The organism is Pseudomonas sp. GW822-FHT03F08 (assembly GCF_058801265.1).
This window is the reverse complement of sequence record NZ_JBXANC010000006.1, coordinates 417430-440607: the sequence shown is the minus strand read 5'-3', so window position 1 is coordinate 440607 and position 23178 is coordinate 417430. Positions and strand designations below refer to the sequence as shown.

The window sequence follows — 23178 nt, the reverse complement described above, 5'->3', positions numbered from 1 at the left end:
CTCCAGGTCTGGCCCTGCAGGACGCATCTGCCCACGAGGCAGGCGCGGTGTCGGGAAGCCAAGGCCTATCGGCCGACGCTTCGACACACGGTGGTCTATCCAATAACAAGACGAGGATGTCCCCAAATGCCAACAGGCAATCACCTGCCTCATGGCGAGACCGCTCAAGGCGGCCCGCTCAAACGCGAACTCGGCGAACGGCACATTCGCCTGATGGCGCTCGGCGCCTGTATCGGTGTCGGTCTGTTTCTCGGTTCGGCCAAGGCCATCGAAATGGCCGGCCCGGCGATCATGCTGTCTTACATCATCGGTGGTCTGGCGATCCTGGTGATCATGCGCGCCCTCGGCGAGATGGCCGTGCACAACCCGGTCGCCGGCTCCTTCAGCCGTTACGCACAGGATTATCTCGGCCCGCTGGCGGGCTTTCTGACCGGCTGGAACTACTGGTTCCTGTGGCTGGTGACCTGCGTCGCGGAAATCACCGCGGTGGCGGTGTACATGGGCATCTGGTTTCCCGATGTCCCGCGCTGGATCTGGGCGCTGGCGGCGCTGATCAGCATGGGCTCGATCAACTTGATCGCGGTGAAGGCCTTCGGTGAGTTCGAGTTCTGGTTCGCCCTGATCAAGATCGTCACCATCATCGCCATGGTGCTCGGCGGCATCGGCATCATTGCCTTCGGTTTCGGCAACGACGGTGTGGCGCTGGGGATTTCCAACCTGTGGGCCCACGGCGGCTTCATGCCCAACGGCGTGACGGGCGTGTTGATGTCCCTGCAGATGGTGATGTTCGCCTATCTGGGTGTGGAAATGATCGGCCTGACCGCCGGTGAAGCGAAGAACCCGCAGAAGACCATTCCCAATGCGATCGGCTCGGTGTTCTGGCGGATCCTGTTGTTCTACGTCGGCGCGCTGTTCGTGATCCTGTCGATCTACCCGTGGAATGAAATCGGCACTCAGGGCAGTCCGTTCGTGATGACCTTCGAGCGTCTGGGCATCAAGACCGCCGCCGGCATCATCAACTTCGTGGTGATCACCGCCGCACTGTCGTCGTGCAACGGCGGCATCTTCAGCACCGGGCGCATGCTCTACAGCCTGGCGCAGAACGGTCAGGCGCCGGCCGGTTTCGCCCGCACGTCGAGCAACGGCGTGCCGCGTCGGGCATTGCTGCTGTCGATTTTCGCCCTGCTGCTGGGTGTGCTGCTGAATTATCTGGTGCCGGAAAAAGTCTTCGTCTGGGTCACCTCGATCGCCACCTTCGGTGCGATCTGGACCTGGGTGATGATCCTGCTGGCTCAGCTGAAATTCCGCAAAGGCCTGAGCGCCAGCGAACGTGCGGGCCTGAAGTACAAGATGTGGCTGTTCCCGGTCAGTTCCTATCTGGCGCTGGCGTTCCTGGTGCTGGTGGTAGGCCTGATGGCGTACTTCCCGGACACTCGCGTGGCGCTGTATGTCGGCCCGGCGTTCCTGGTGCTGCTGACCGTGTTGTTCTACGTGTTCAAGCTGCAACCGAGCGATGCGTCTCAGGGCGCGGTGCGTTCGGCGTCGTAAAACGCCAGCGCTGAAACTTGAAAGCCCCGGTCGATTGGCCGGGGCTTTTTCGTTGGTGCAGGTTTAAAGCCGCTGGTCTGAAAGACCGGTGAAAACGACTTCTGATCCCTTGTCATGTTCCAAGCTTTATCACTGTCGAAATCAGCACAGCGGTGAACAGAGGCACTGAAATGAGGATGAGCGATTTTCTCGTACGAGAACTCGGCCGCCGTCAGGTCGTGCTGTTTTTCCTGCTCGCCACGACGCTGTACATCCTGCCGCTGATCCTCGCCGACTTCCCCTACATCGACGACAACTGGCGCACCCTGGCTGCCGGCAATGTCTGGGCCGGGCAGGGGCGCTTGTTCATGGACTGGCTGTATCAGGCGCTGACGTTCACCGGCGCTGCGCCGAACATCTTTCCTTTGCCGTTGTTGCTCGCCACGCTGGCCATGTCATTGGCCCTGACCCGACTGACCTTTCACTATTTCCCCGAACCGACCCTGGCCTGTTGTCTGGTGCCGTTGCCGCTCTGGTACAACCCGTTCCTGTTGCAGAACCTGTCCTATCAATACGACGGGGCCGGCATGGCCCTGAGTCTGGTCGCGGTGATTTATGCGATCACTTTTTGTGGTAATTCCAAAATACAGCGATGGCTGGTGCCGTCGGTGTTACTGGCGCTGGCGATCGGGTTGTATCAGGTCAGTCTCAATGTGTTTCTCGGGCTGTGTTGTGTGGAGTTGCTGAGGAATGTTCATCGGCGAGTGCCGTGGGCGGAGTTCTGGCACCTGTCGGGATGGAGGCTGGCGCAACTGGTGCTGGCGGTGCTGATCTATGCGGTCACGGCCTATCCGTTCACGGAATCCGGGCGCACGGAGTTGCTCAACGGTAGCGCTGATCCGCTGTTGCAGATCGGCATCAATATCGGTCGGGTGATGGAGAAAGTTGCGCTGCTGTTTCACGGCGGCTACACAACGGTGTTTATTGTGTTGGTGCTGTGTGCACTGTTCGGTGGTGTGCGGTTGGGACGGCAGATTCGCCTGCGCAATGAGCCCACCGCACAAGGTTTGCTCCTGGGATTTATCTGCCTGCTGACGCTGCCGTTGATTGTGCTGCTGGTGCCGGGCATGACGCTGCTGTTTCGCGACTTCAACGAAGGCGCACGCACCCTGATGGGGTTCGGCGTGCTGCTGATCTTGCTGTTCTATCTGGCCTATGTCGGGTTGACGTCGCTGCACTCGCGGCTGCCCCTGTTGTTGGCAATTCCGCTTCTGGCAACGTTGTCGCTGTCCTTCGCTTACGGGCGGGTGCTGATGATGGAAAAAACCTTCGCCAATAGCGCCCTGTACAGCCTCAGCCAGGACATTTCCTCCCATCGCGAACTGCGCGAAGCCAAACGGATTTATCTGTCAGTGACTTACTCCGACCGCTGGCTGGCGGGTGCGGAGGGTACGTTCAAACAACTGCCGGTGCTGCGCTACTTGCTGAACATCGACTACTTCATGCTCGCGGAAAACCTGCCGTCGGCCGGTATCACCAACATGGTCGCGGAACGCGAACGGCGGAACGCCACCCGCGTCGGCTATCAGGGGTTTCCAGCCCTGGTGGATCGCCTCTATTACCGCATCTATCTGATCGGCGATTACGGTTTCATCGTCATGAAAGAGCCGCCCCATGGTCGGCTCTTGAGTTGGTGAGTATCCGAAGTGCTATGCCCTGAGCGTTACCGCTAGGCGGCCGCGATCTCCTGCGGCTCAAAACTGTCCGCCCGCGCCATCTGCCACATCCGCGAATAGAACTCGCCGTTCACTTCCCCGGTGAGCAACTCCCCCGGTTTCAGGAACACATGCAGCTGCGAGAACAGTTTGATCTCGGTCGCCGACATGCGCCGAACCAGATGCTTGGCCGACAGTTGCGATGGATGTTCGAGGCCGGCGGCGGCGAGCATTTCTGCCAGCGCCTTCAACGTATTGCGGTGGAAGTTGTAGACCCGCTGAGCCTTGTCCGGCACCACCAGCGCGCGCTGGCGCAGATTGTCCTGGGTGGCGACGCCGGTCGGGCATTTGTTGGTGTGGCAGCTTTGCGACTGGATGCAGCCGATGGCGAACATGAAGCCGCGCGCCGAGTTGGCCCAGTCGGCGCCGATGGCCAGCACGCTGGCGATGTCGAACGCACTGACGATCTTGCCGCTGGCACCGAGTTTGATCTTGTCCCGCAGATTCAGGCCGACCAGTGTGTTGTGCACGAACAGCAGACCTTCGCGCATCGGCACGCCAATGTGGTCGGTGAACTCCACCGGCGCGGCGCCAGTGCCGCCTTCCTTGCCGTCGACCACGATGAAGTCCGGCAGGATGCCGGTTTCCAGCATGGCCTTGGCGATGCCCATGAACTCCCACGGATGGCCGAGGCAGAACTTGAAGCCCACCGGTTTACCGCCGGACAGTTCACGCAATTGCTGGATGAAATGCATCATCTCGATCGGCGTGGAGAACGCGCTGTGGCGGGACGGTGAGATGCAGTCTTCGCCCATGGAAATGCCGCGGGTGTCGGCGATTTCCTGGGTCACCTTGTGCTTGGGCAGAATCCCGCCGTGGCCGGGTTTGGCGCCCTGGCTCATCTTGATTTCGATCATCCGCACTTGCGGGGTCTGCGCCTGGGCGGCGAAACGTTCCGGGTCGAAACGGCCGTCGCTGGTGCGGCAGCCGAAGTAGCCGCTGCCCAGTTCCCAGGTCAGGTCGCCGCCGTTTTCGCGGTGATACGGGCTGATGCTGCCTTCACCGGTGTCGTGGGCGAAGTTGCCGAGTTTCGCACCCTGGTTCAGCGCGCGGATCGCGTTGGCGCTGAGGGAGCCAAAACTCATGGCCGAAATGTTGAACACCGACGCCGAGTACGGCTGGGTGCATTGCGGGCCGCCAACGGTCACGCGAAAGCTGTTCGGGTCGCTCAACGGCGCCGGGCGCATCGAGTGACCGATGAACTCGAAACCGGACTGATACACATCGATCAGGGTGCCGAACGGTTTGTCGGCGCTTTCGTTCTTGGCCCGCGAGTACACCAGCGAACGCTGGGCGCGGGAAAAGGGCAGGGCGTCGCTGTCGGATTCCAGCAGGTACTGGCGGATTTCCGGGCGAATACCCTCGACCAGATAACGGATGTTGCCCAGGATCGGGTAGTTGCGGCGTACCGCGTGCGGGCTCTGCATCAGGTCGAACAGACCGATCAGGCTCAGCACCCCGGTGACGGCGGTGATCGGCCACAACCAGTCATGGTCGAGAAAGGGCAGGCTGGCGAGGGTGAAAATCACGCAGACGGCAAAGAAGGCGTAGCGGCTCAGGAGTGACAGGCTCATACGGTTTCCTTGGTTCGGACGGTTTTTTTGCGGCAGTCAGGCGTTCTGCGCCTGCAGAAAGATCGAAAACAGCTCCGACTGGGACTTGATCCCCAGCTTGCTGTACATGTGTTTCTTATGGACTTTCACGGTTTCAACAGAGATTTCCAGCTTACGGGCGATTTCTTTACTGGAGCAACCGCTGAGCATCAAACGCCCGACATCCAGTTCCCGGGCGGTCAGTTGTGCGCCCTTGAGTTGCTGCACCGACGCTTCGAGTTGCACCCGCCAGTCCGGTTGCGCCGGCGACGGGGCGAGGGCGACGATTTCATTGATTTCGTAGGGCAGGCGCTGGCGCAACAGGCCAAGCACCCACGGCTGGATCAGCGACAGCAGGGCGATCTGCTCGCCGCTGAAGCGCTGCTTGCTGCCCAGTGACAGGCACAGCGTGCGGTCGCCTTCGAGCTGGCAATTGAACTGGATTTCGTCGGCCACCACATTCAGACGAAAGTATCGCTGGTAATACTCGGTCAGCTCGAAATGCTCCGGCGCGACCTCCGACAGGCGATACAACCCGGTGCGCGATTGCTCGCGACAGGCGATGTAGAACGGGTCGAGCAGATACAACCCGCGCAGATAATCCTGGAACAACTGGTCGGGACTGCCGTCTTCGCCCGGGCATTCGGCGAACACCTGAGGGTGACGGTCGGCGCTGAACAGCAGCGCCACCCAGCTATCGAACGGGACGTACTGGTCGAGCAGGCGCACCAGTTGCGCCCAGAAATTCGGCTTGTCGAGGGCGTCGATCAACTGCCCGACGGCGCGGTGCCAGGTGATGTCGTCAAACGAAAGAATCATGCCTCTACCCCTATCGGGTTACCCCGGCCGCGTAATTCCCTGGCCAGTCGAATGCGAAGCATACTGGCCCACAGACAGCCGCCGGGCAATCTTTCGGCGCCCGGCGCTCATAACAAGGACTCCCCATGAAAGTCGAACTCGCCCAACTGGCGGGCCGTGACAAAGACACGGCGTACAACCTCGAACGCGCCCTGGCGGCGATTGCCGCGTGCCCGGCCGACACGCAACTGATCGTGTTCCCCGAGACCCACCTGATGGGCTTTCCGACCGCTGACACCGTGGCGCAGATCGCCGAAGCGGTAGACGGTCCGACTGTCAGCGCCGTGCAGGCCGCCGCCCGCGAAAGCAACATCGCCGTGGTGATCGGCATGGCCGAAAACGACAACGGCCGTTTCTACAACACCACGCTGCTGATCACCCCCGAAGGCATCGCCCTGAAATACCGCAAGACCCACCTCTGGGCGTCGGATCGCGGTGTATTCGAGGCCGGCGACCGTTACGCCACGTGCCTGTGGAACGGCGTGCGGGTCGGCCTGTTGATCTGCTACGACATCGAGTTCCCGGAATCGGCCCGCGCCCTGGCGCAACTGGGCGCTGAATTGCTGATCGTCACCAACGGCAACATGGATCCGTACGGGCCGACTCACCGCACCGCGATCATGGCCCGGGCCCAGGAAAACCAGGCGTTTGCGCTGATGGTCAACCGTGTGGAAGCCGGGGATGACGGGTTGATGTTTGCCGGCGGCAGTGCGCTGGTGGATCCGCTGGGTACGGTGCTGTTCGAGGCCGGGCGTGAGGAAGGGCGGTTCAACGTTGAACTGGATTTCGGCCAGTTGGAACTGGCGCGCAAGGATTACCGCTATCTGGATGATCAGCGGTTGAGGTTGCCGGGGGAGGTGGTTGAACACGCCTCGGGAGTACGAGAGCTGCTGATCCCTTCGCGCTAAAGAACAGAAGATATCCGATCGTGCCCACGCTCTGCGTGGGCATGCAGCCGGGACGCTCTGCGTCCAAAGAGCGGACGCGGAGCGTCCATGGAGGCATTCCCACGCGGAGCGTGGGAACGATCAAACCTTTGAGTTGTACCCAAAACAACAAAGCAACACCCGAAACATTCGCCGAACTCGGCCTCTGCCATAAATCCAATAAAATCCGGAGTAAGTCGCCCATGGCTCGTTTGCAACGCACCCTTTCGCTGGGGTCGGTGGTGCTGTTCGGCATCGCCTACATGACGCCGATCATTGTCCTCGGCACGTTCGGCATCCTCGCCCAATCCACCGCCGGCATGGTGCCGGCCGCGTATCTGGCGGCACTGGTGGCGATGTTCTTCACCGCCATGAGTTACGGCCACATGGCCGCCGCGTTTCCGGTGGCCGGTTCGGCCTACAGCTATGTGCGCAAGGCCATCAGCCCGAAACTCGGTTTCATCGCCGGTTGGGCGGTGCTGCTCGATTACCTGTTTTTGCCGATGGCGATCTGGCTGATCGGCGCCGCGTACCTCGCTTCGGCCTTCCCGTCGATCCCGCAGTGGATCTGGGTGCTGGCGTTCATCGGTATCACCAGCGCGATCAACATCATCGGCCTGAAGCTGGCCAACGGCATCAACGCCTTGCTGATGCTGGTGCAGTTTCTGGTGCTGGTCGCTTTCGTCGCCCTGTGCGTGCATTACATCGGCGGTGATGCCAGCACACCGCTGTGGTCGATCAAACCGTTCTTCAACGGCGACATGCAGATGCCGCTGATCATGAGTGGCGCGGCTATCGCCTGCTACTCGTTCCTCGGTTTCGATGCGGTCAGCACCCTCACTGAAGAAACCCGCGACCCGCGCCGCACCATCCCTCGGGCAATCATGCTGATCACCCTGATCGGCGGGCTGATCTTCGTCGGTGTGTCGTACTTCGTGCAGATCGCGCATCCGTCGTTCCAGTTCGACAACGTCGACTCGGCGGCCTACGAAATTGCACGCAACATTGGTGGTGACCTGTTCGTCTCGATCTTCCTGATCGGCCTGATTGTCGGTCAGTTCGCCTCGGGTCTGTCCGCCCAGGCCAGTGGTTCGCGGCTGCTGTTCGCGATGGGCCGTGACGGTGTGTTGCCCAAGTCGTTCTTCGGCACCTTGCACGAGCGCTTCGGCACGCCGGTCAACAGCATCCTGCTCTGCGCGGTGGTGGCCTTGCTGGCGCTGAAACTCGATGTGACCACGTCGACCTCGTTCATCAACTTCGGCGCGTTCCTGGCCTTCAGTCTGGTCAACCTGTCGGTGATTTTTCACTACTGGATCGGTGGCGAGAAAAAAGGCCTGCGCGAGCTGGTGCTGTTTCTGGTCTTCCCGTTCATCGGCCTGGTCGCGGACTTGTGGCTGATGGTCAGCCTCGATCACCTGGCGGTGTACCTGGGCCTGAGCTGGCTGGCGATTGGCGTGGTGTATCTGGCGGTGCTGACCGGCGGATTCCGTCGCCAGCCACCGGAAATGGATTTCCAGGAAGCGACCTGAACTGACCTGACCTCAGGCTGCAGGCCGGGTCTGGCGCAATGGCAGTTGCACGCGAAAGGTTGTGCCGGTCCCCGGCGTGCTGCTGACGGAAATGTCCCCGCCGTGTTTCTTCACGATGCCATAGGACAGGGACAACCCCAGCCCTGTCCCCTGGCCTACGGGTTTGGTCGTGAAAAACGGGTCGAAGATTTTCTGCAGGGTCTCGGGCGCAATGCCCGAGCCGTTGTCGGCCACTTCGATGATCGCCGACTCCCCCTGCACAGCGGTGCGCAGGGTAATGGTGCCGCGTTCGGCGCCCATGGCCTGCGCCGCGTTGACCACCAGGTTCATGATCACCTGATTGATCTGCGAGGGCAGGCATTCGATGTCCGGAAGGTCTTGATACTCCTTGACCACATCGGCCTTGTACTTGAGTTCGCTGGCGACGATGTTCAGGGTCGAATCGATGCCCTGTTGCAGGTTCGCCCACTGCCATTGCTGCTGGGTATCGACCCGGGAGAAGTCCTTGAGGTCCTTGACGATCTGCCCGACCCGGCCGATGCCCTCCTTGGATTCGCGGATCAGCACCGGAATGTCTTCGAGCAGAAAATCCACTTCGAGGTGTTCGCGCAGTTGCTGCAACTGCGCAGCGGGCTCGGCGGCCAGGGTCTGCCCGGCGGCGTGATAGGCGCCGAGCATGGCCAGCAACTGCTGGAAGTAACCGTCGAGCGTGCCGAGGTTGGAGGAAATGAACCCGATCGGGTTGTTGATTTCATGGGCAACCCCGGCCGCCAGTTGCCCCAGCGACGCGAGTTTTTCCGACTGCACCAACTGGCCTTCCAGTTGCTTGCGTTCGTCGATCTCTCGCTGCAAGGCTTCGCTGGCCTGCTTGAACTGGGCGGTGCGCTGGTCAACCAAATGTTCCAGGTGATGCATTTGCAGCGACGCGCGTTCGGTCATCTGCCATTTGGTCAGCAGGGTGTTGGCCATCTGCTGGACTTCGATGTTGTCGAACGGCTTTTTCAGGATCAGCAACCGGTCATGGGCGTGCAGGCGATCCAGCAGTTCGTCCCAGGAATAGTCGGAATATGCGGTGCAAACCACCACCTGCAATTGCGGATCCTGTTGCCAGAGATGCTCGATGGTTTTCGCCCCGTCCCAACCGTCGGGCATGCGCATGTCGACAAAGGCCAGGGCGTACGGGCACTGCTCCTGCAACGCCAGGTTGAGTTTGGCCAGGCCTTCTTCACCGCCATAGGCCGAGTCCAGTTCGAACGTTGCTCGCCGGGGCTTGGCAGGTGCGCCGAACAGGGCCGCTTCCATCTCGTCCAGTTCCGCTGACTGCGCCTGGGTCGGGGCGAGGATCTTGCGAAAGTCTTCGTGGATCGACGGCATGTCATCGATCAGCAGAATGCGGCGGTTCGACAGTTCGCTCATGCGTTCTCCGTTACGGTGATCAGCGGAATCTGCAGGGTGAACATGGCGCCCAGCCCCGGCCCGTCACTGTGGGCGGTGAGATGGCCGTTCATCTCGATGGCCGCCAGGGCGCAGCTGTGCAGGCCGAAGCCATGACCCTCCTTGCGGGTCGTGAAGCCGTGGGCAAAGATCCGTGTCATGTTTTCCGGGGCGATGCCTTCGCCATCGTCCCTGACGCTGATTTCCAGAAAACTCTCGTCGACGATCTTCACGCCCAGGGTCATGGTCCGTGGGCGGTTGCTGAGGTCGGACATCGCGTACTTGGCGTTGCTGATGAGGTTGATCAGGATCAGCAGCAAACGGTGTTTGTCGCCCATCACCTGAGGCACGTCGCCGTATTCCTTGACCACCGTGACATGGTGCCGGGTGAGTGCGCCGGCATTCATGCGCAGGGCGTCTTCGAGCAGTTCGTTGATGTACAGCGGCTCGGTCATGCTGTTGGCCCCGGCATAGGATTGCTGGGTGGCGACGATGTCCTTGATGTGATCGACGCTCTTGTTCATCTGGGCCAGTTCGTCGGCCATTTCCTGCTGTTCCTGGGCGATGGCGCCTACCAGTTGGTTGAGGTAGCCGGGCAGCAGCTTGCCCTTGGCGTCCTCGGTCAGGAACGTTCCGAGGTCGTCGGGGTGTTCGTTGATCAGCTGCATGGCCTTGCCCAATCCCAGGGCCTTGCTGCTGCGCAGTTTTCGCGAGATCAGGTCGGAGGAAATGTTCACGCTGTTGAGCACGTTGCCGACGTTGTGCAACACGTTGGTCGCGATCTCGGCCATGCCGGCCTGGCGCGCGGCGTCGAGCAATTCGCTCTGGACGTTCTTGAGCTCGCGGGTCCGTTCATCGACCCTTTGTTCCAGCACATCGTTGGCGGTCTGCAGGGCCGCGTTGACCCGGTTGATCTCGGCGAAGCTGCGGATCAGCCGGATGGCCAGCCACAGCAGTGACAACATCAGCAGGACGGAAAACAGCAGCAGGTAGAAATGGTATTTCTGGTCGATCTTTTCGACCCGCTGCTGATCCTGATCGAGCATGTTGGTGATGGTATCCAAGCGCTCGGCCACGGGAATGGCTTCGATCTGGTCGAGCAGGCGGTTGACGATCGGCTGCTCGCGCAGGATCAGGGTGATGTGATTGCTCAGGATCCTGATCGGCGTCTGGAAGTCCCGGGGCAAGCGTTGCGCGTTCACCGTGAGTTTGTTCAAACCCAGCTCGATATCGGCCGCCTTGTCGTCGGAGGCGACCTGGGCGAATTCCAGTGCGCTGAGCAGCAGGTCATAGGTGTCGGTGACGATGTTCTGCAATTGAATCTTGTCGAGGTCGGACAGATTGGTCAGTTGCGCCTGAATGTCATCCTCGGCGGTCGGCAGAAACGCCAGGGAGTTGCGCAACAACGCGTTGTGCGACTTGAACTGTTCGACCAGGCGGGTCTTTTCCTGCATGGCTTTCAGGAACCCTTCGTGGGCCTCATCCCATTGCGTGGAGTCGTTGCGCCCGTGCCCGGACTCCATGGTGTCGAAGCGTGCCCACAGGCGGTTCATCTCGTTCATCGGTGAAACCAGCGGGTCGTAATTGTGCGAGATCGCCACCCGGGCCTTGAGGATTTCGCTTTCCCACAGGGCGTCCTGTTGCTTGATCTGGCGGATCAGGTCCCGGGATTCGGTGTAGGTCGTGGTCTGCTCGGAGCTGGACTTGAGGTACAGAAAAACCAGGGTCGAGGCCAGCAGCACGGCGACGAGCCCGAGCAATATCAGGCTGACCCGGCGTGACATCTTCATCATGGTTTGCCCTCCCAGTGCCCGGTCAGGGTCTTGAGAAACTCGATGATCAGCGCCTTGTCTTCCTCGCTCGGCATGCGGCCCAACTGATACTGGAACATCACGTCCACGGCCCGTTCGAGGGTGGGCGCCGAGCCGTCGTGAAAGTACGGCGCGGTCAGCGCGACGTTGCGCAGGCTCGGCACCTTGAACACGGCGCGATCGTCTTCGTCGCCGGTCACGTTGAACCGCCCCTGGTCGGCCAGTGTCGGGTTGCCGCGATCGGCGATGTAGTCGCCGAACACCCCGAACTTCTGGAACATGTTGCCGCCGATGTTCACCCCCTGATGGCAGGCGATGCAGCCGTAGTCCTTGAAGCGCTGATAGCCGTATTTTTCATCCAGGGTCAGGATGTCCGTGTTGCCCAAAAGGTACTGATCGAAGCGTGAGTCGGGTGTCAGCAGCGTGCGTTCGTAGGCCGCCAGGGCGTTCTGGATATTGGCTTTCGTCACGGCATCCGGGTAGGCGGCGCTGAAAGACTGGCGATAGTCGGGTTCGTCGGCGATCCGTTGCACAACAGTGTTCCAGTCGCTGCCCATTTCGTGGGGGCTGGTGATGACGACATTGGTCTGCTCTTCCAGCGTTTCGACGCGACCGTCCCAGAACTGGCGGAAATTGAGGCTGGCGTTGAGCACGGTCGGCGTGTTGACCGCCACCGGTTGTCCATCGAAGCCCGGGGAAAAGGCGCGGCTGTCGGCCCCGTTTTTGTCCAGTTGATGGCAACTGGCGCAGGACAGGGTGTTGTTGACCGATAGCCGTGGATCGTGGAAAAGCTGGCGACCCAGTTCGACGCGTTTCGGGTCCTGTTTCGGAATCTCGGGCAAGGGTTTCAGCGGCTCGTCCAGCGGCGCGGCAACGGTATTGGCGCAGGGAACGAACAGCAGCAGGAACAGAACGCTGCGGGACGGGCACCTCGGCGGCGTGTTCATGATGCGCTCCATGGCCCCGGCAACCCGGTCATCAGCAGGCGGGCGAAGGCGTCCGCCGGCAGGGCCTTGCTGAAGTAGTAGCCCTGGCCTTCCTCGCAGTGGTGGGACCTGAGAAAAGCCAACTGTTGCGCGGTCTCCACCCCTTCGGCGATGACGTTCAGGTTCAGGCTCTTGCCCAGGCTGATGATCGCGCCGACCAGCGCGGCATCGCTGCTGTCATGGCTCAGGCCGCGAATGAACGACTGATCGATTTTCAGCACATCGATGGGGAACCGCCGCAGGTAACTCAGGCTGGAATACCCAGTCCCGAAATCATCGATGGCCAGCTTGACCCCCAGCGCTTTCAACCGGTTCAACGCGCTCATGGTCGCGTCGACGTTCTGCATCAGCACGCCCTCGGTGATCTCCAGTTCCAGCAGCACGGGATCCAGCCCGGTCTCTTCCAGCACCTGTTCGATGCCCTCGACAAAGAGGCGCTGGCGAAAGTCGATGGCCGAGGTGTTGACCGACATGCGGATCGGCGGCAGCCCGGCTTTTTGCCAGTCCCGCGTCTGACGACAAGCTTCGCCCAGCACCCATTTGCTCAGAGGCACGATCAGGCCGCTGTCTTCGGCCACCGGGATGAACTCCGATGGATACACCCAGCCATGTCCCGGTTTTTGCCAGCGCACCAGCGCTTCGGCGCCCACCACCCGGCCGCTGCCCAGATCGATTTTCGGCTGGTAGTGCAGGACGAATTCGTGCCGTTGCAGGGCCTGGCGAATGCCCGATTCGATGCCTTGCTGTTCCCGGGCGCGCTGGTTCATGGCCTCGATGAAGAAACCGATCTCGTTCGGGCCGCTTTCCTTGGCATTGCGCATGGCCGTTTCGGCTTTTTTGATCAGGTCGATGGCTTCCAGTCCGTCGTCCGGATAAATACTGATGCCCACGCTGGCGGTGACACTGACGTCGTGACCGACAATCGTCTGTGGCTCACGGATGGCCGCCAGCAGTTTTTCGGCGATGCTGCGCGTCTGCTGCGGGTGGATGATGTCGCTGAGCATCACCACGAACTCGTCGGAGCCATAGCGAAAGACCGAGTCCGATTCGCGCACGCAGGCCAGCAGTTGCTGGCCGACCCGTTTGAGCATCTCGTCGCCCGCCGGATGGCCCAGGGCATTGTTGATGCGCTTGAAGCGATCCAGGCCGAGAAACATCACCACCAGTTGTTTGTCATGGCGCCGGCAAGCGGCCAGTGACTGAGTCAGACGGTCACCGAGCAAGGTGCTGTTGGGCAGGCCCGTGAGGCTGTCGTACTGCAACAGGTGCGAGACCTTGAGCAACTCGTGCACGCGCGCCTCGATGGTTTGTTCGAGGCTGAGCATCTTCAGCGCCGCGTCCTGGGCCAGTTGCCATTTCCAGGTCAGGGCATTGGCCATCTGCCGGATTTCCAGGGTGTCGAACGGTTTTTTCAGGATCAGTAACTGATCGCCGAACTCCAGGCGCTCGGCCATGGCTTCCCAGCTGTAGTCGGAGTAGGCGGTGCACAGCGCGATTTGCAGGTTGGGATCGACCTCCCACAGTTTTTCAATGGTTTCCAGACCATCCCAGCCGGGCGGCATCCGCATGTCGGTGAAGGCGAGGGCATAGGGACGGCCTTCGTCCAGCGCGTGTTGCACCAGTTTCAAGGCTTCCTGGCCCTGGTAGGCAGAGTCGAGCTGGAAGGTCAGGTGCGGCGACTGGCGGGTACCGAACAGCGTTTGTTCAAGACCACTCAGATCCGCTTCGCCACCGCTTTCGGGGGCGAGGATCTTGCGGAAATCGGCATGGATCGCCGGCGTATCGTCGACGATCAGAATCCGCCGGTTGGTCTGGGGAAAAGGCGTTTTCATCCTTCATCCTCCTTGGGCAGCGGGGCGGCCGCACTCCAGTCCTTCAGCAGTCGGGCTGCCTGTTCAGGGCTGACCGCTTCGCTCAAGCTGAAGCCCTGCACGTTTTTCAACGGTGCGCAGGACACCAGGGCACTGCCCTGATCCTCAGGCGTGACGCCTTCGGCGCTGATGTCGATTGCCAGGTCCCGGGCGAAATTGACGATCGCCCGCAGCCGATTGGCGCCGTCTTCATCCTGAGCCGCATTGTCGATCAGGGACTGGGCGAGTTTGAGGTGATTGACCCGGTAGGTTTTCAGGTAGTCGAACGATGAGTATTCGGTGCCGAAATCATCGATGGCGATGGTCACACCCAACTCGCGCAGGCGCGGCAACGCATCGTTGTGTGTCCATTGGGTCTGGGCCAGTGTGGCTTCGGTGACATCGAAACGCAGATCCCATGGCGCCAGCTCCCAGCGGGCCGTGGTGCGCAACACGTCGTAGATCAGTTCGGGACCGGACTTGAGCTGTGCCAGGGAAATCTTGATCGCCATCACCGGTGGCGCCACTCCCTCGTTTTGCCACTGACGCATCTGCCAGCAAGCGTGATCGAGGATCCAGCGTCCGAGTGGAATGATTGCGCCGGTCTTTTCTGCCGCCGGTACGAAGGCCGACGCCGGCAGCAGGCCAAGCCTGGGATGTTGCCAACTGACCTGCGCGGCCATGCCGAGAATCTTGCCGCTGTGCAGGTCCACTTCCGGCATGTAATCGAGCTTCAGCCCTCCCTGGGTGAGGGCCGTCGTCAACTCTTCGGCAAGGACCATGCGCTCGGCCACCTCCCGGGTGATTTCCTCGGAGTGGAAGTGATACTGATTGCGTCCGGATTCCTTGGCGCGGTACAGCGCCATGTCGGCCTGTCCCAACAGGCTGTCGGCATCGAAGCTGGCGGGGCTATAGCTGCTGATGCCGATGCTGACCGAAATGCGCACGGCGTTGCCGGCCAGTTGATAGGGCGCCTGCAGAGCCTCGAGGATCTTGGTGGCCATGGCGGCGGATTGGGTCGGTTCGCTGACGTCCAGTTGCAGGATCGCGAATTCATCACCACCCAGACGCGCCACTACATCGTTTTCCCGAACGCCGGATTTGATCCGTTGTGCCACTTGCTGCAACAGCAGGTCGCCGACCGGATGACCGAGGGTGTCGTTGATTCGCTTGAAGTGATCCAGGTCCAGGTAAAACACCGCGAATGGCGCCGCCCCCCGACGTGCGGCGGCAAAGGCTTGATGCAGGCGTTCGATCAGTGTGGCGCGATTGGCCAGCCCGGTGAGGCCGTCCGTACGGGCCAGTTGGGCCATTTTCTCCTCGGCCACCCGGCGTTCGGTGATGTCGAGGATGATGCCTTCCACTTCCAGCAGCCGGCCGTCGTGGTCGCGCACCGGGATGTAGCGGTTCTCCACCCAGCGCCAGGTGCCCTGACCGGTGCGCAGGCGAAACTCGATCGAAGCGCCCAGGGCATGCCGGTCCAGCACCCGCGCCATGGCGGCATCGACATTGGCCTGATCGTCCGGGTGAATCAGCACCTGCGCCCAGTTGGCCGCCCCCACCAGATCGGCCGCGACATGTCCGTAGCGGGTGATGTTGTGGGAGATGTACATCAGCGGAAACGATGGCTCGCCGCGCAACCGGTAAAGGATGGTCGGGCTGTTCTGCACGATGATGTTGGCGTCGGACAGCTCCCGCGTGCGGTCCTGCACGGCTTGTTCCAGCAGGTTCATCTTCAGCGCGGCGTCTTCGGTCATTTGCCATTTGACGGTCAGAGCGCTGGCCATCTGGCGGATTTCGATCGCATCGAAGGGTTTTTTCAGGATCAGCAGGCGATCGTTCAGCGGCAACCGCTCGTCGATGTCTTCCCAGGAGTAGTCGGAGTAGGCGGTGCACAGGGCCACTTGCAGCTTGGGATCGACCTGCCAGAGCCGTTCGATGGTTTCCAGGCCGTCCCAGCCCGGTGGCATGCGCATGTCGATGAAGGCCATGGCGTAAGGACGACCAGCGGCCAGGGCGGCCTCGACCTTGTCCAGGGCTTCGCGCCCCTGAAAGGCCGAATCCAGCTCGAAATGTTCTTTTTGCGTGGCAGACGCGGTGGACGGGGTGCCGAACAGCAGGCTTTCGGTTTCGTCCAGGCTGTCGTCTTCAATCGTGGCGGGTTTGAGGATCTTCTCGAAATCGCCGTGGATCGACGCCGTATCGTCGACGATCAGTACGCGACGATTGATTTGCCCGAGTTGCGCACTCATGGCGCAATACCCGCAAGTTCACGCACGTTCGTCATCGGGAGCATCCTTTTCCCCTCATCACACGCCTGCGCGCAGGCCGATGGTGTCGTCCAGCGACTTGAGCATAGTTGCCCCTTCGGCACTTCGCCTTACCCGATGATTTGTGCGGTCTGCGCGAAAAAATCATCTAGCCTGTCACTGAGGCGCGGGCAAGCGAGGAGGTCTGCCGAGACGCCTGTCATGTCCACCGTTTCCCGTGAGGCCTCGCCATGGAAGAGCAATCCGCCCCGACTTTGACCCACCGGCCCACCGTGTTGCTGGTCGATGACGAGGAGTCGATCCTCAACAGCCTGCGCCGTCTGCTGCGTGGCCAGCCCTATGACGTGTTGCTCGCCACCAGCGGTACCCAGGCACTGGAAATGATGGCGCAACGCCCGGTCGATCTGGTGATGAGTGACGCGCGGATGCCCAACATGGACGGCGCCACCTTGCTGGCCAACGTTCACCAGCTGTATCCGGCGACCACGCGGATCATGTTGACGGGGTATGCCGACCCTTCGGCGATCATCAAGGCCATCAACGAAGGGCAGATCGACCGCTATATCAGCAAACCCTGGAACGACGAAGAAATGCTCCTGATCCTGCGCCAGGCGCTGGAACATCAACATCTGGCCCGGGAGCGCGAGCGTCTGGAGCAATTGACCCGGGTGCAGAACGACCAGTTGAAGTTGCTCAACAGCACCCTGGAAAAACACGTCAGCGCCCGTACCGCCGAGCTGCAACAGACCGCCGACATGCTCGACCTGGCCTACGAGGAGCTCAAGCACAGTTATGTGACCGGCACCGAAGTGTTCTCGTTGCTCGCCAACCTGCGCCTGCCGCCGGCCAAGCAGACCAACCGGCAGATCATTGAACTGGTGCGCGGCTACTGCAAGGTGCATCGTCTGGACGAAGCCGCCAGCCGTGACCTGACCATGGCTGCCGCGCTCTACAACATCGGCAAGCTGAGCTGGACCGACAGCATGATGACCACCCCCTCGGACCTGCTGCACAGCACCGAACGCGACCGCTATCGGGGTTATCCGAAGCAGAGTGAGTCGCTGCTGATGACCCTGGACCCGATGAAGGATGCCGCGCGGCTGATCCTGCACCATCAGGAGCATTGGGACGGCAGCGGGTTTCCCGACCGGCTCAAGGGCGAGGCCATTCCCCTGGGCTCGCGGCTGTTGAAACTGGCGGTGGATTTTGTCGAATTGCAGCGCGGTTTGATTCTCGAACGGCAGATGAACAGCGATGAAGCATTGCTGTACCTGCGTCAGTACGCGGGCAAGCTCTATGATCCCGAGCTGATCGAGGATTTCATCAAGGTGTGCGCGATGGTCAGCGATATCACCCTGACCGATCCGAGCGTCAAGGTGCTGGGCACCCGGGAACTGGCGGCGGGAATGATGCTGGCGCGCAACCTCAATGCCGATAACGGCATGTTGCTGCTCAATGCCGGCAAGGTGCTGAGTGCACTGCTGGTGGACAAACTGATCAGTTTCGAAGCCATGGAAGGTGGCAAATACAAGGTATTCGTAAAAGTGCCGGAGGAGGGCGAGGCGGCGCTTCTGGCCCAGTCTTGAGACCGTATGAGGTGACGCTGGCGCCGCCGGCATGGGATCCTTGCGGTTTTTCTCAAGGCCGGTGGCTGCCCCATGACCTCTGTATCCGCTGTTTCCCCCCGCATCATTCGTATTGCCGCCGCGCTGCTGCTCAACCCCGACGGCCAGACCCTGCTGGTGCGCAAGCGCGACACCACGGCGTTCATGCAGCCCGGCGGCAAGATCGAGGCCCAGGAGCTGCCGGTACATGCGCTGGCCCGTGAGCTGGAGGAAGAACTGGGGCTGGTGATCGATACGGCGCAGGCGACTTTTCTCGGCCAGTTCTCGGCACCGGCTGCCAACGAGCCGGGGTTTGTCGTGCAGGCCGAGATCTTTCAACTGACCATCGACGCCGACGTCTACCCGGCCGCCGAGATCGAAGAGGTGATCTGGATCGATCCGGCCACCGACGGCGATGTGGTTCTCGCCCCATTGACACGTGACCTGATCCTGCCGTTTTATCGAGCCTCGCTGACCGCGATCGCCTGATCATTCGTACAAAGGACTTCGTCATGATCCCGCTTCAAGACCTGCTGATTTTTGCTGCCGCTGCACTGCTGATGGTACTGACGCCGGGGCCGAACATGATCTACCTGATCTCCCGTTCGATCTGCCAGGGACGCAAGGCCGGAGTGACCTCTCTGCTCGGCGTGGTGGCAGGGTTCTTCGTGCATCTGTTCGCGGCGGCCGCCGGTTTGACCGCGGTGTTTCTCGCGGTGCCGATGGCCTATGAAGTGTTGAAGTGGGCCGGCGCGCTGTACCTGCTGTGGCTGGCCTGGCAGGCGGTGAAGCCCGGCGCGCGTTCGCCGTTCGAGGCGCAGCAACTGCCAGCGGATTCGTCGCGCAAACTGATCACCATGGGCTTTCTCACCAGCGCCCTGAACCCGAAAATCGCAGTGTTCTACCTTTCGGTATTTCCGCAGTTCATTTCGCCTGAACACGGCTCGGTGTTCACTCAAAGCATCATTCTCGGCCTGACCCAGATCAGCGTCAGTTTCAGCGTCAACCTGTTGATCGCGCTGTTCGCGGCGGGCATCGCTTCGTGGTTCGTCAGCAATCCGACGTGGCTGGCGGCGCAGCGTTACTTCATGGGTTTTGTGCTGGGCGGTCTGGCCGTACGGCTGATGCTTGAACAACGCCGGTCGGCTTGAACATGTGGATCGAACGGCTGGACGCCAGTCATGCGCTGGCCTATCGCGAATTGATGCTGGAAGCGTATGACCGGCATCCGCAGGCCTTCACCTCCAGCGTACGCGAGCGCGCGGCGATGCCCTTGAGTTGGTGGGAATCACGCCTGACCAGCAAGCTCGACGCGGTGTTTGGCGCGTTCGAAGAAGGCCGGTTGGCGGGCATTGTCGGCCTGGCGTTCGAGCCTCGGGAAAAGGCCCGGCACAAGGCAACGGTCTTCGGCATGTATGTGTCGGCTGAGTTTCGTCAGCGCGGGCTGGGCCTGAAACTGATGGAGGCCGTGCTGGGGGAAGCGCAGCAGCATCCGGCACTGAAAGTCATTCAACTGACCGTCACTGCCGGCAACGAGGCGGCGTTTCATCTGTACCAGCGCTGCGGCTTCGTCCAGTTCGGCCTGGAGCCGATGGCGGTGCGGGTCGGCGAGGACTACTTCGACAAGATCCACATGTGGTGCGCGCCTTTCGTGCCATCCGCCAGCCTTAACGAACCGCGCTGACCCCATCCAGCGTCGAGAACGACGTGTCCTTGGCCGTCAGCAGGAAATCGCGCATGTACGGCGCGTCCAGCATGTCGGCACGGATCGCCGCATACAGCGTCGCAAAAAGACCTTTCTCGCCCAGCCGCTTGGCCTTCACGTAACCCCGCGAGCTGTATTCATGCAGCGCCCAATGCGGCATGCCGCACACGCCACGGCCGCTGGCCACCAGTTGCATCATCATCACCGTCAGCTCCGAAGTGCGCACTTGCGCAGGTTCGATGTCGGCCGGTTCGAGGAAGCGGGTGAAGATGTCCAGCCGGTCGCGTTCAACCGGATAAGTGATCAGGGTTTCGGTCAGCAGGTCTTCGGGGACGATGTACGGTTTGCTCGCCAATGCGTGCTGGTTGGCGACCGCGAGCATCGCTTCGTAGGTGAACAGCGGCACGTAGGTGATGCCGGCAATTTCCAACGGATCGGACGTCACTACCAGATCCAGATCGCCCCGGGCCAACGCCGGCAGCGGTGCGAAGGAGAAACCCGAGGCCAGGTCGAGTTCGACTTCCGGCCACGCATCGCGGAACTGGTCGATGGTCGGCATCAGCCACTGGAAGCAGCTGTGGCATTCGATCGCCATGTGCAGACGCCCGGCGGTGCCACCGGCCAGGCGCGCGATATCACGTTCGGCACCGCGCAGCAGCGGCAGGGTCGCGTCCGCCAGTTGCAGCAGGCGCAGGCCGGCGCTGGTGAAACGCACGGGTTTGGTCTTGCGCACGAACAACGGCATGCCCATGCGTTCTTCCAGTTCCTTGAACTGGTGGGACAGCGCCGACTGGGTCAGGTGCAGGCGGTCGGCCGCATCGACCAGGCTGTCGGCTTCGCGCAGGGCGTGCAGGGTTTTCAGGTGACGGATCTCAAGCACCGCAGGCTCCATGAGGAAAATTTGTGATCAACACGAAAAGGTTGAGTTTGTCTCATGTTGTCCTGGCTGTCGACAATGGCGCCATCTTTTACGCAATGGAGAACACTCGACATGGCCGTGGCCCACACCCTTGGTTTCCCGCGCATCGGCGCCGACCGCGAACTGAAAAAAGCCCTCGAAGCCTACTGGAAAGGCGATCTTGATCAGGCCGCTTTGAATCAGGTCGGCCGTGAGCTGCGCGCCAAACACTGGCAACTGCAGAAAGATGCCGGCATCGATCTGCTGCCGGTCGGCGACTTTGCCTGGTACGACCAGGTGCTGACCCATTCGCTGACCTTCGGTGTGATCCCCGAGCGCTTCGATGGCGTGCGCGATGAACGCGGCCTGCCGACCCTCGACACACTCTTCGCCATGGCCCGTGGCGCCACGACCTCCTGCTGTGGCGGCGAACATGGCAAGACCCAATATGCGCAAGAACTGACCAAGTGGTTCGACACCAACTACCACTACCTGGTCCCGGAATTCACCGCAGACCAGTCGTTCAAACTGAGCTGGGAACAGCTGTTCGATGAGGTCGAAGAAGCCAAGGCCCTCGGTCACAACGTCAAACCGGTGATCATCGGCCCGCTGACTTACCTGTGGCTGGGCAAGGCGAAAGGCAACGACTTCGACAAGCTCGACCTGCTCGAGCGCCTGCTGCCGGTCTACAACGAAATCCTCGGTCGCCTCGCCGCGCAGGGCGTGGAGTGGGTGCAGATCGACGAACCGATCCTGACCCTCGACCTGCCGCAGGCGTGGAAAAGTGCGTTCGAACGCGCCTATCACATCCTTCAGTACTCGCCGCTGAAGAAACTGGTGGCGACCTATTTCAGCGGTCTGCAAGACAACCTCGGCCTCGCCGTCGGCCTGCCGGTACAAGGCCTGCACATCGACGCTGTACGTGCGCCGGATCAACTGGGTCAGGTGCTGGATCGACTGCCGACTTACAAGATTCTTTCGGTGGGCCTGGTCAACGGTCGCAACGTCTGGCGCTGCGAACTGGAGCAGGCGCTGGCACAACTGCAACCGGCCCAGGAGCGTTTTGGCGACAACCTGTGGGTCAGCAGTTCCTGCTCGCTGTTGCACAGCCCGGTGGATGTCGAGCGTGAGGACAAGCTCGATCCGGAACTGAAAAGCTGGCTGGCATTCGCCGTGCAGAAGTGCAGCGAAATCTCGGTTTTGCGTGATGCCTTGAACGATCCGCAAGCGCCGAAAGTGCAAAGCGCACTGGCCGAAAGCCGCGCCATCCAAGAAAGCCGCGCCCGCTCGCCACGCATTCACAAGGCCGACGTGCAGGCGCGGATCAACGCGATCGGCGCCAGCGACAGCCAGCGCCATTCGCCGTTCGCCAAACGCATCGCCGCACAACAGGCGCGTCTGAAATTGCCGACGTTCCCGACCACCACCATCGGTTCGTTCCCGCAGACCGGCTCGATCCGTCTGGCCCGTCAGGCGTTCAAGCAGGGCAAGCTGTCGGCCAACGATTACCACGATGCCATGCGCAGCGAAATCCGCCATGCGGTGCAAGTCCAGGAACGTCTGGGCCTGGATGTGCTGGTGCACGGTGAAGCCGAGCGCAACGACATGGTCGAGTACTTCGCCGAGCAGCTCGATGGTTACCTGTTCACCCGGTTCGGCTGGGTCCAGAGCTACGGTTCCCGTTGCGTCAAACCGGCGGTGATTTATGGTGATCTGTCCCGTCCGAACGCCATGACCGTCGACTGGATCACCTACGCCCAGAGCCTGACCGACAAGGTCATGAAAGGCATGCTGACCGGCCCGGTGACCATGCTGATGTGGTCGTTCCCCCGCGAAGACGTGTCGCGCAAAGTCCAGGCACAGCAACTGGCGCTGGCCCTGCGTGACGAAGTGGTGGATCTGGAAAACGCCGGGATCAAGATCGTCCAGATCGACGAAGCCGCGTTCCGTGAAGGCCTGCCGCTGCGCCGTGAGCAATGGCAGGAATACCTCGACTGGGCCGTGGACGCGTTCCGCCTGACGGCCTCGGGCGTGAAGGATGAAACCCAGATTCACACCCACATGTGCTACAGCGAATTCAACGACGTGATCAAGGCCATCGCCGACATGGACGCCGACGTGATCACCATCGAAACCTCGCGCTCGGACATGGAGCTGCTCGAAGCCTTCGAAGCGTTCGACTACCCGAACGACATCGGTCCGGGCGTCTACGACATCCACTCGCCACGGGTGCCGGACACGGCGGAAATGGTCAAGTTGATGAGCAAAGCCGTGAAGCGTATTCCGGCGCAGCGCTTGTGGGTCAACCCCGATTGCGGGTTGAAGACTCGTGCCTGGCCGGAGACTGAAGCGGCATTGGTGAACATGGTTGCGGCGGCACGGCAGTTGCGCAGTCAGTTGGCCTGACAAAGCG

The 23178-nt window shown here is 61.3% G+C and carries 17 protein-coding genes; 9 read left to right on the top strand and 8 right to left on the bottom strand.

Annotated features, from left to right (window positions below):
• Positions 1 to 126: 126 nt before the first annotated feature.
• Together AC1RME_RS17840 and AC1RME_RS17835 are read left to right on the top strand one after the other, a co-directional pair.
• Positions 127 to 1548, top strand: a complete 1422-nt coding sequence (locus tag AC1RME_RS17840) for an amino acid permease (protein WP_096818534.1) — start codon at positions 127 to 129, stop codon at positions 1546 to 1548.
• A 170-nt stretch (positions 1549 to 1718) separates the two neighbouring features.
• Positions 1719 to 3224 (top strand): glucosyltransferase domain-containing protein, encoded by a 1506-nt coding sequence (locus tag AC1RME_RS17835; RefSeq protein WP_096818532.1) that lies wholly within the window; start codon positions 1719 to 1721, stop codon positions 3222 to 3224.
• Between the two features lie 32 nt (positions 3225 to 3256).
• On the opposite strand, the gene AC1RME_RS17830 is transcribed toward AC1RME_RS17835, so the two are convergent.
• Both AC1RME_RS17830 and AC1RME_RS17825 read right to left on the bottom strand, forming a co-directional pair.
• Positions 3257 to 4876, bottom strand: coding sequence for an FMN-binding glutamate synthase family protein (locus tag AC1RME_RS17830; RefSeq protein ID WP_096818530.1), 1620 nt, complete (start codon positions 4874 to 4876; stop codon positions 3257 to 3259).
• A 36-nt stretch (positions 4877 to 4912) separates the two neighbouring features.
• Entirely contained in the window at positions 4913 to 5713 is an 801-nt protein-coding gene (locus AC1RME_RS17825; RefSeq protein WP_096818529.1) for a helix-turn-helix transcriptional regulator, read from the bottom strand.
• Between the two features lie 125 nt (positions 5714 to 5838).
• On the opposite strand from AC1RME_RS17825, the gene AC1RME_RS17820 reads away from it, so the two are divergent.
• Both AC1RME_RS17820 and AC1RME_RS17815 read left to right on the top strand, forming a co-directional pair.
• Positions 5839 to 6660 (top strand): carbon-nitrogen hydrolase family protein, encoded by an 822-nt coding sequence (locus tag AC1RME_RS17820; protein ID WP_096818528.1) that lies wholly within the window; start codon positions 5839 to 5841, stop codon positions 6658 to 6660.
• A 221-nt stretch (positions 6661 to 6881) separates the two neighbouring features.
• Complete coding sequence (locus tag AC1RME_RS17815; RefSeq protein ID WP_096818526.1) at positions 6882 to 8207, top strand: APC family permease; 1326 nt, start codon at positions 6882 to 6884, stop codon at positions 8205 to 8207.
• 12 nt (positions 8208 to 8219) lie between these two features.
• On the opposite strand, the gene AC1RME_RS17810 is transcribed toward AC1RME_RS17815, so the two are convergent.
• From AC1RME_RS17810 to AC1RME_RS17790, 5 genes are read right to left on the bottom strand one after another with little or no spacing between them, the layout of a single operon-like run.
• Positions 8220 to 9623, bottom strand: coding sequence for an ATP-binding protein (locus AC1RME_RS17810; RefSeq protein WP_096818524.1), 1404 nt, complete (start codon positions 9621 to 9623; stop codon positions 8220 to 8222).
• Positions 9620 to 11434 carry a DAHL domain-containing protein gene (locus AC1RME_RS17805; RefSeq protein WP_096818523.1) on the bottom strand — a complete coding sequence of 605 codons (1815 nt, stop codon included), beginning with the start codon at positions 11432 to 11434 and terminating at the stop codon, positions 9620 to 9622. The genes AC1RME_RS17810 and AC1RME_RS17805 overlap by 4 nt, the downstream gene beginning before the upstream one ends.
• A complete protein-coding gene (locus AC1RME_RS17800) occupies positions 11431 to 12399 on the bottom strand; it encodes a cytochrome-c peroxidase (protein WP_096818521.1) in 969 nt (322 codons plus the stop codon). The genes AC1RME_RS17805 and AC1RME_RS17800 overlap by 4 nt, the downstream gene beginning before the upstream one ends.
• A complete protein-coding gene (locus tag AC1RME_RS17795; RefSeq protein ID WP_096818519.1) occupies positions 12396 to 14270 on the bottom strand; it encodes a putative bifunctional diguanylate cyclase/phosphodiesterase in 1875 nt (624 codons plus the stop codon). The genes AC1RME_RS17800 and AC1RME_RS17795 overlap by 4 nt, the downstream gene beginning before the upstream one ends.
• A complete protein-coding gene (locus AC1RME_RS17790; protein ID WP_096818517.1) occupies positions 14267 to 16540 on the bottom strand; it encodes a GGDEF/EAL domain-containing response regulator in 2274 nt (757 codons plus the stop codon). The genes AC1RME_RS17795 and AC1RME_RS17790 overlap by 4 nt, the downstream gene beginning before the upstream one ends.
• 248 nt (positions 16541 to 16788) lie before the next feature.
• On the opposite strand from AC1RME_RS17790, the gene nosR reads away from it, so the two are divergent.
• The 4 genes from nosR to AC1RME_RS17770 all read left to right on the top strand — a co-directional run bounded on the left by nosR (position 16789) and on the right by AC1RME_RS17770 (position 19846).
• Entirely contained in the window at positions 16789 to 18144 is a 1356-nt protein-coding gene (gene nosR, locus AC1RME_RS17785) for a response regulator c-di-GMP phosphodiesterase, NosR family (protein ID WP_096818516.1), read from the top strand.
• Between the two features lie 72 nt (positions 18145 to 18216).
• Positions 18217 to 18651, top strand: a complete 435-nt coding sequence (locus AC1RME_RS17780; RefSeq protein WP_096818514.1) for an NUDIX hydrolase — start codon at positions 18217 to 18219, stop codon at positions 18649 to 18651.
• A gap of 23 nt (positions 18652 to 18674) precedes the next feature.
• On the top strand, positions 18675 to 19313 hold the full coding sequence (locus AC1RME_RS17775; RefSeq protein WP_096818512.1) for a LysE family translocator: 639 nt from the start codon (positions 18675 to 18677) through the stop codon (positions 19311 to 19313).
• A gap of 2 nt (positions 19314 to 19315) precedes the next feature.
• Positions 19316 to 19846 (top strand): GNAT family N-acetyltransferase, encoded by a 531-nt coding sequence (locus AC1RME_RS17770; RefSeq protein WP_096818511.1) that lies wholly within the window; start codon positions 19316 to 19318, stop codon positions 19844 to 19846.
• On the opposite strand, the gene metR is transcribed toward AC1RME_RS17770, so the two are convergent.
• Positions 19830 to 20747, bottom strand: coding sequence for a transcriptional regulator MetR (gene metR / locus AC1RME_RS17765; protein WP_096818509.1), 918 nt, complete (start codon positions 20745 to 20747; stop codon positions 19830 to 19832). The genes AC1RME_RS17770 and metR overlap by 17 nt on opposite strands.
• Before the next feature lie 111 nt (positions 20748 to 20858).
• Here metR and metE point away from each other — a divergent pair, with 111 nt between their 5' ends.
• The gene (metE, locus tag AC1RME_RS17760) at positions 20859 to 23171 is read left to right on the top strand and encodes a 5-methyltetrahydropteroyltriglutamate--homocysteine S-methyltransferase (protein ID WP_096818507.1); all 2313 of its coding nucleotides are present in this window, start codon (positions 20859 to 20861) and stop codon (positions 23169 to 23171) included.
• Positions 23172 to 23178: the final 7 nt, after the last annotated feature.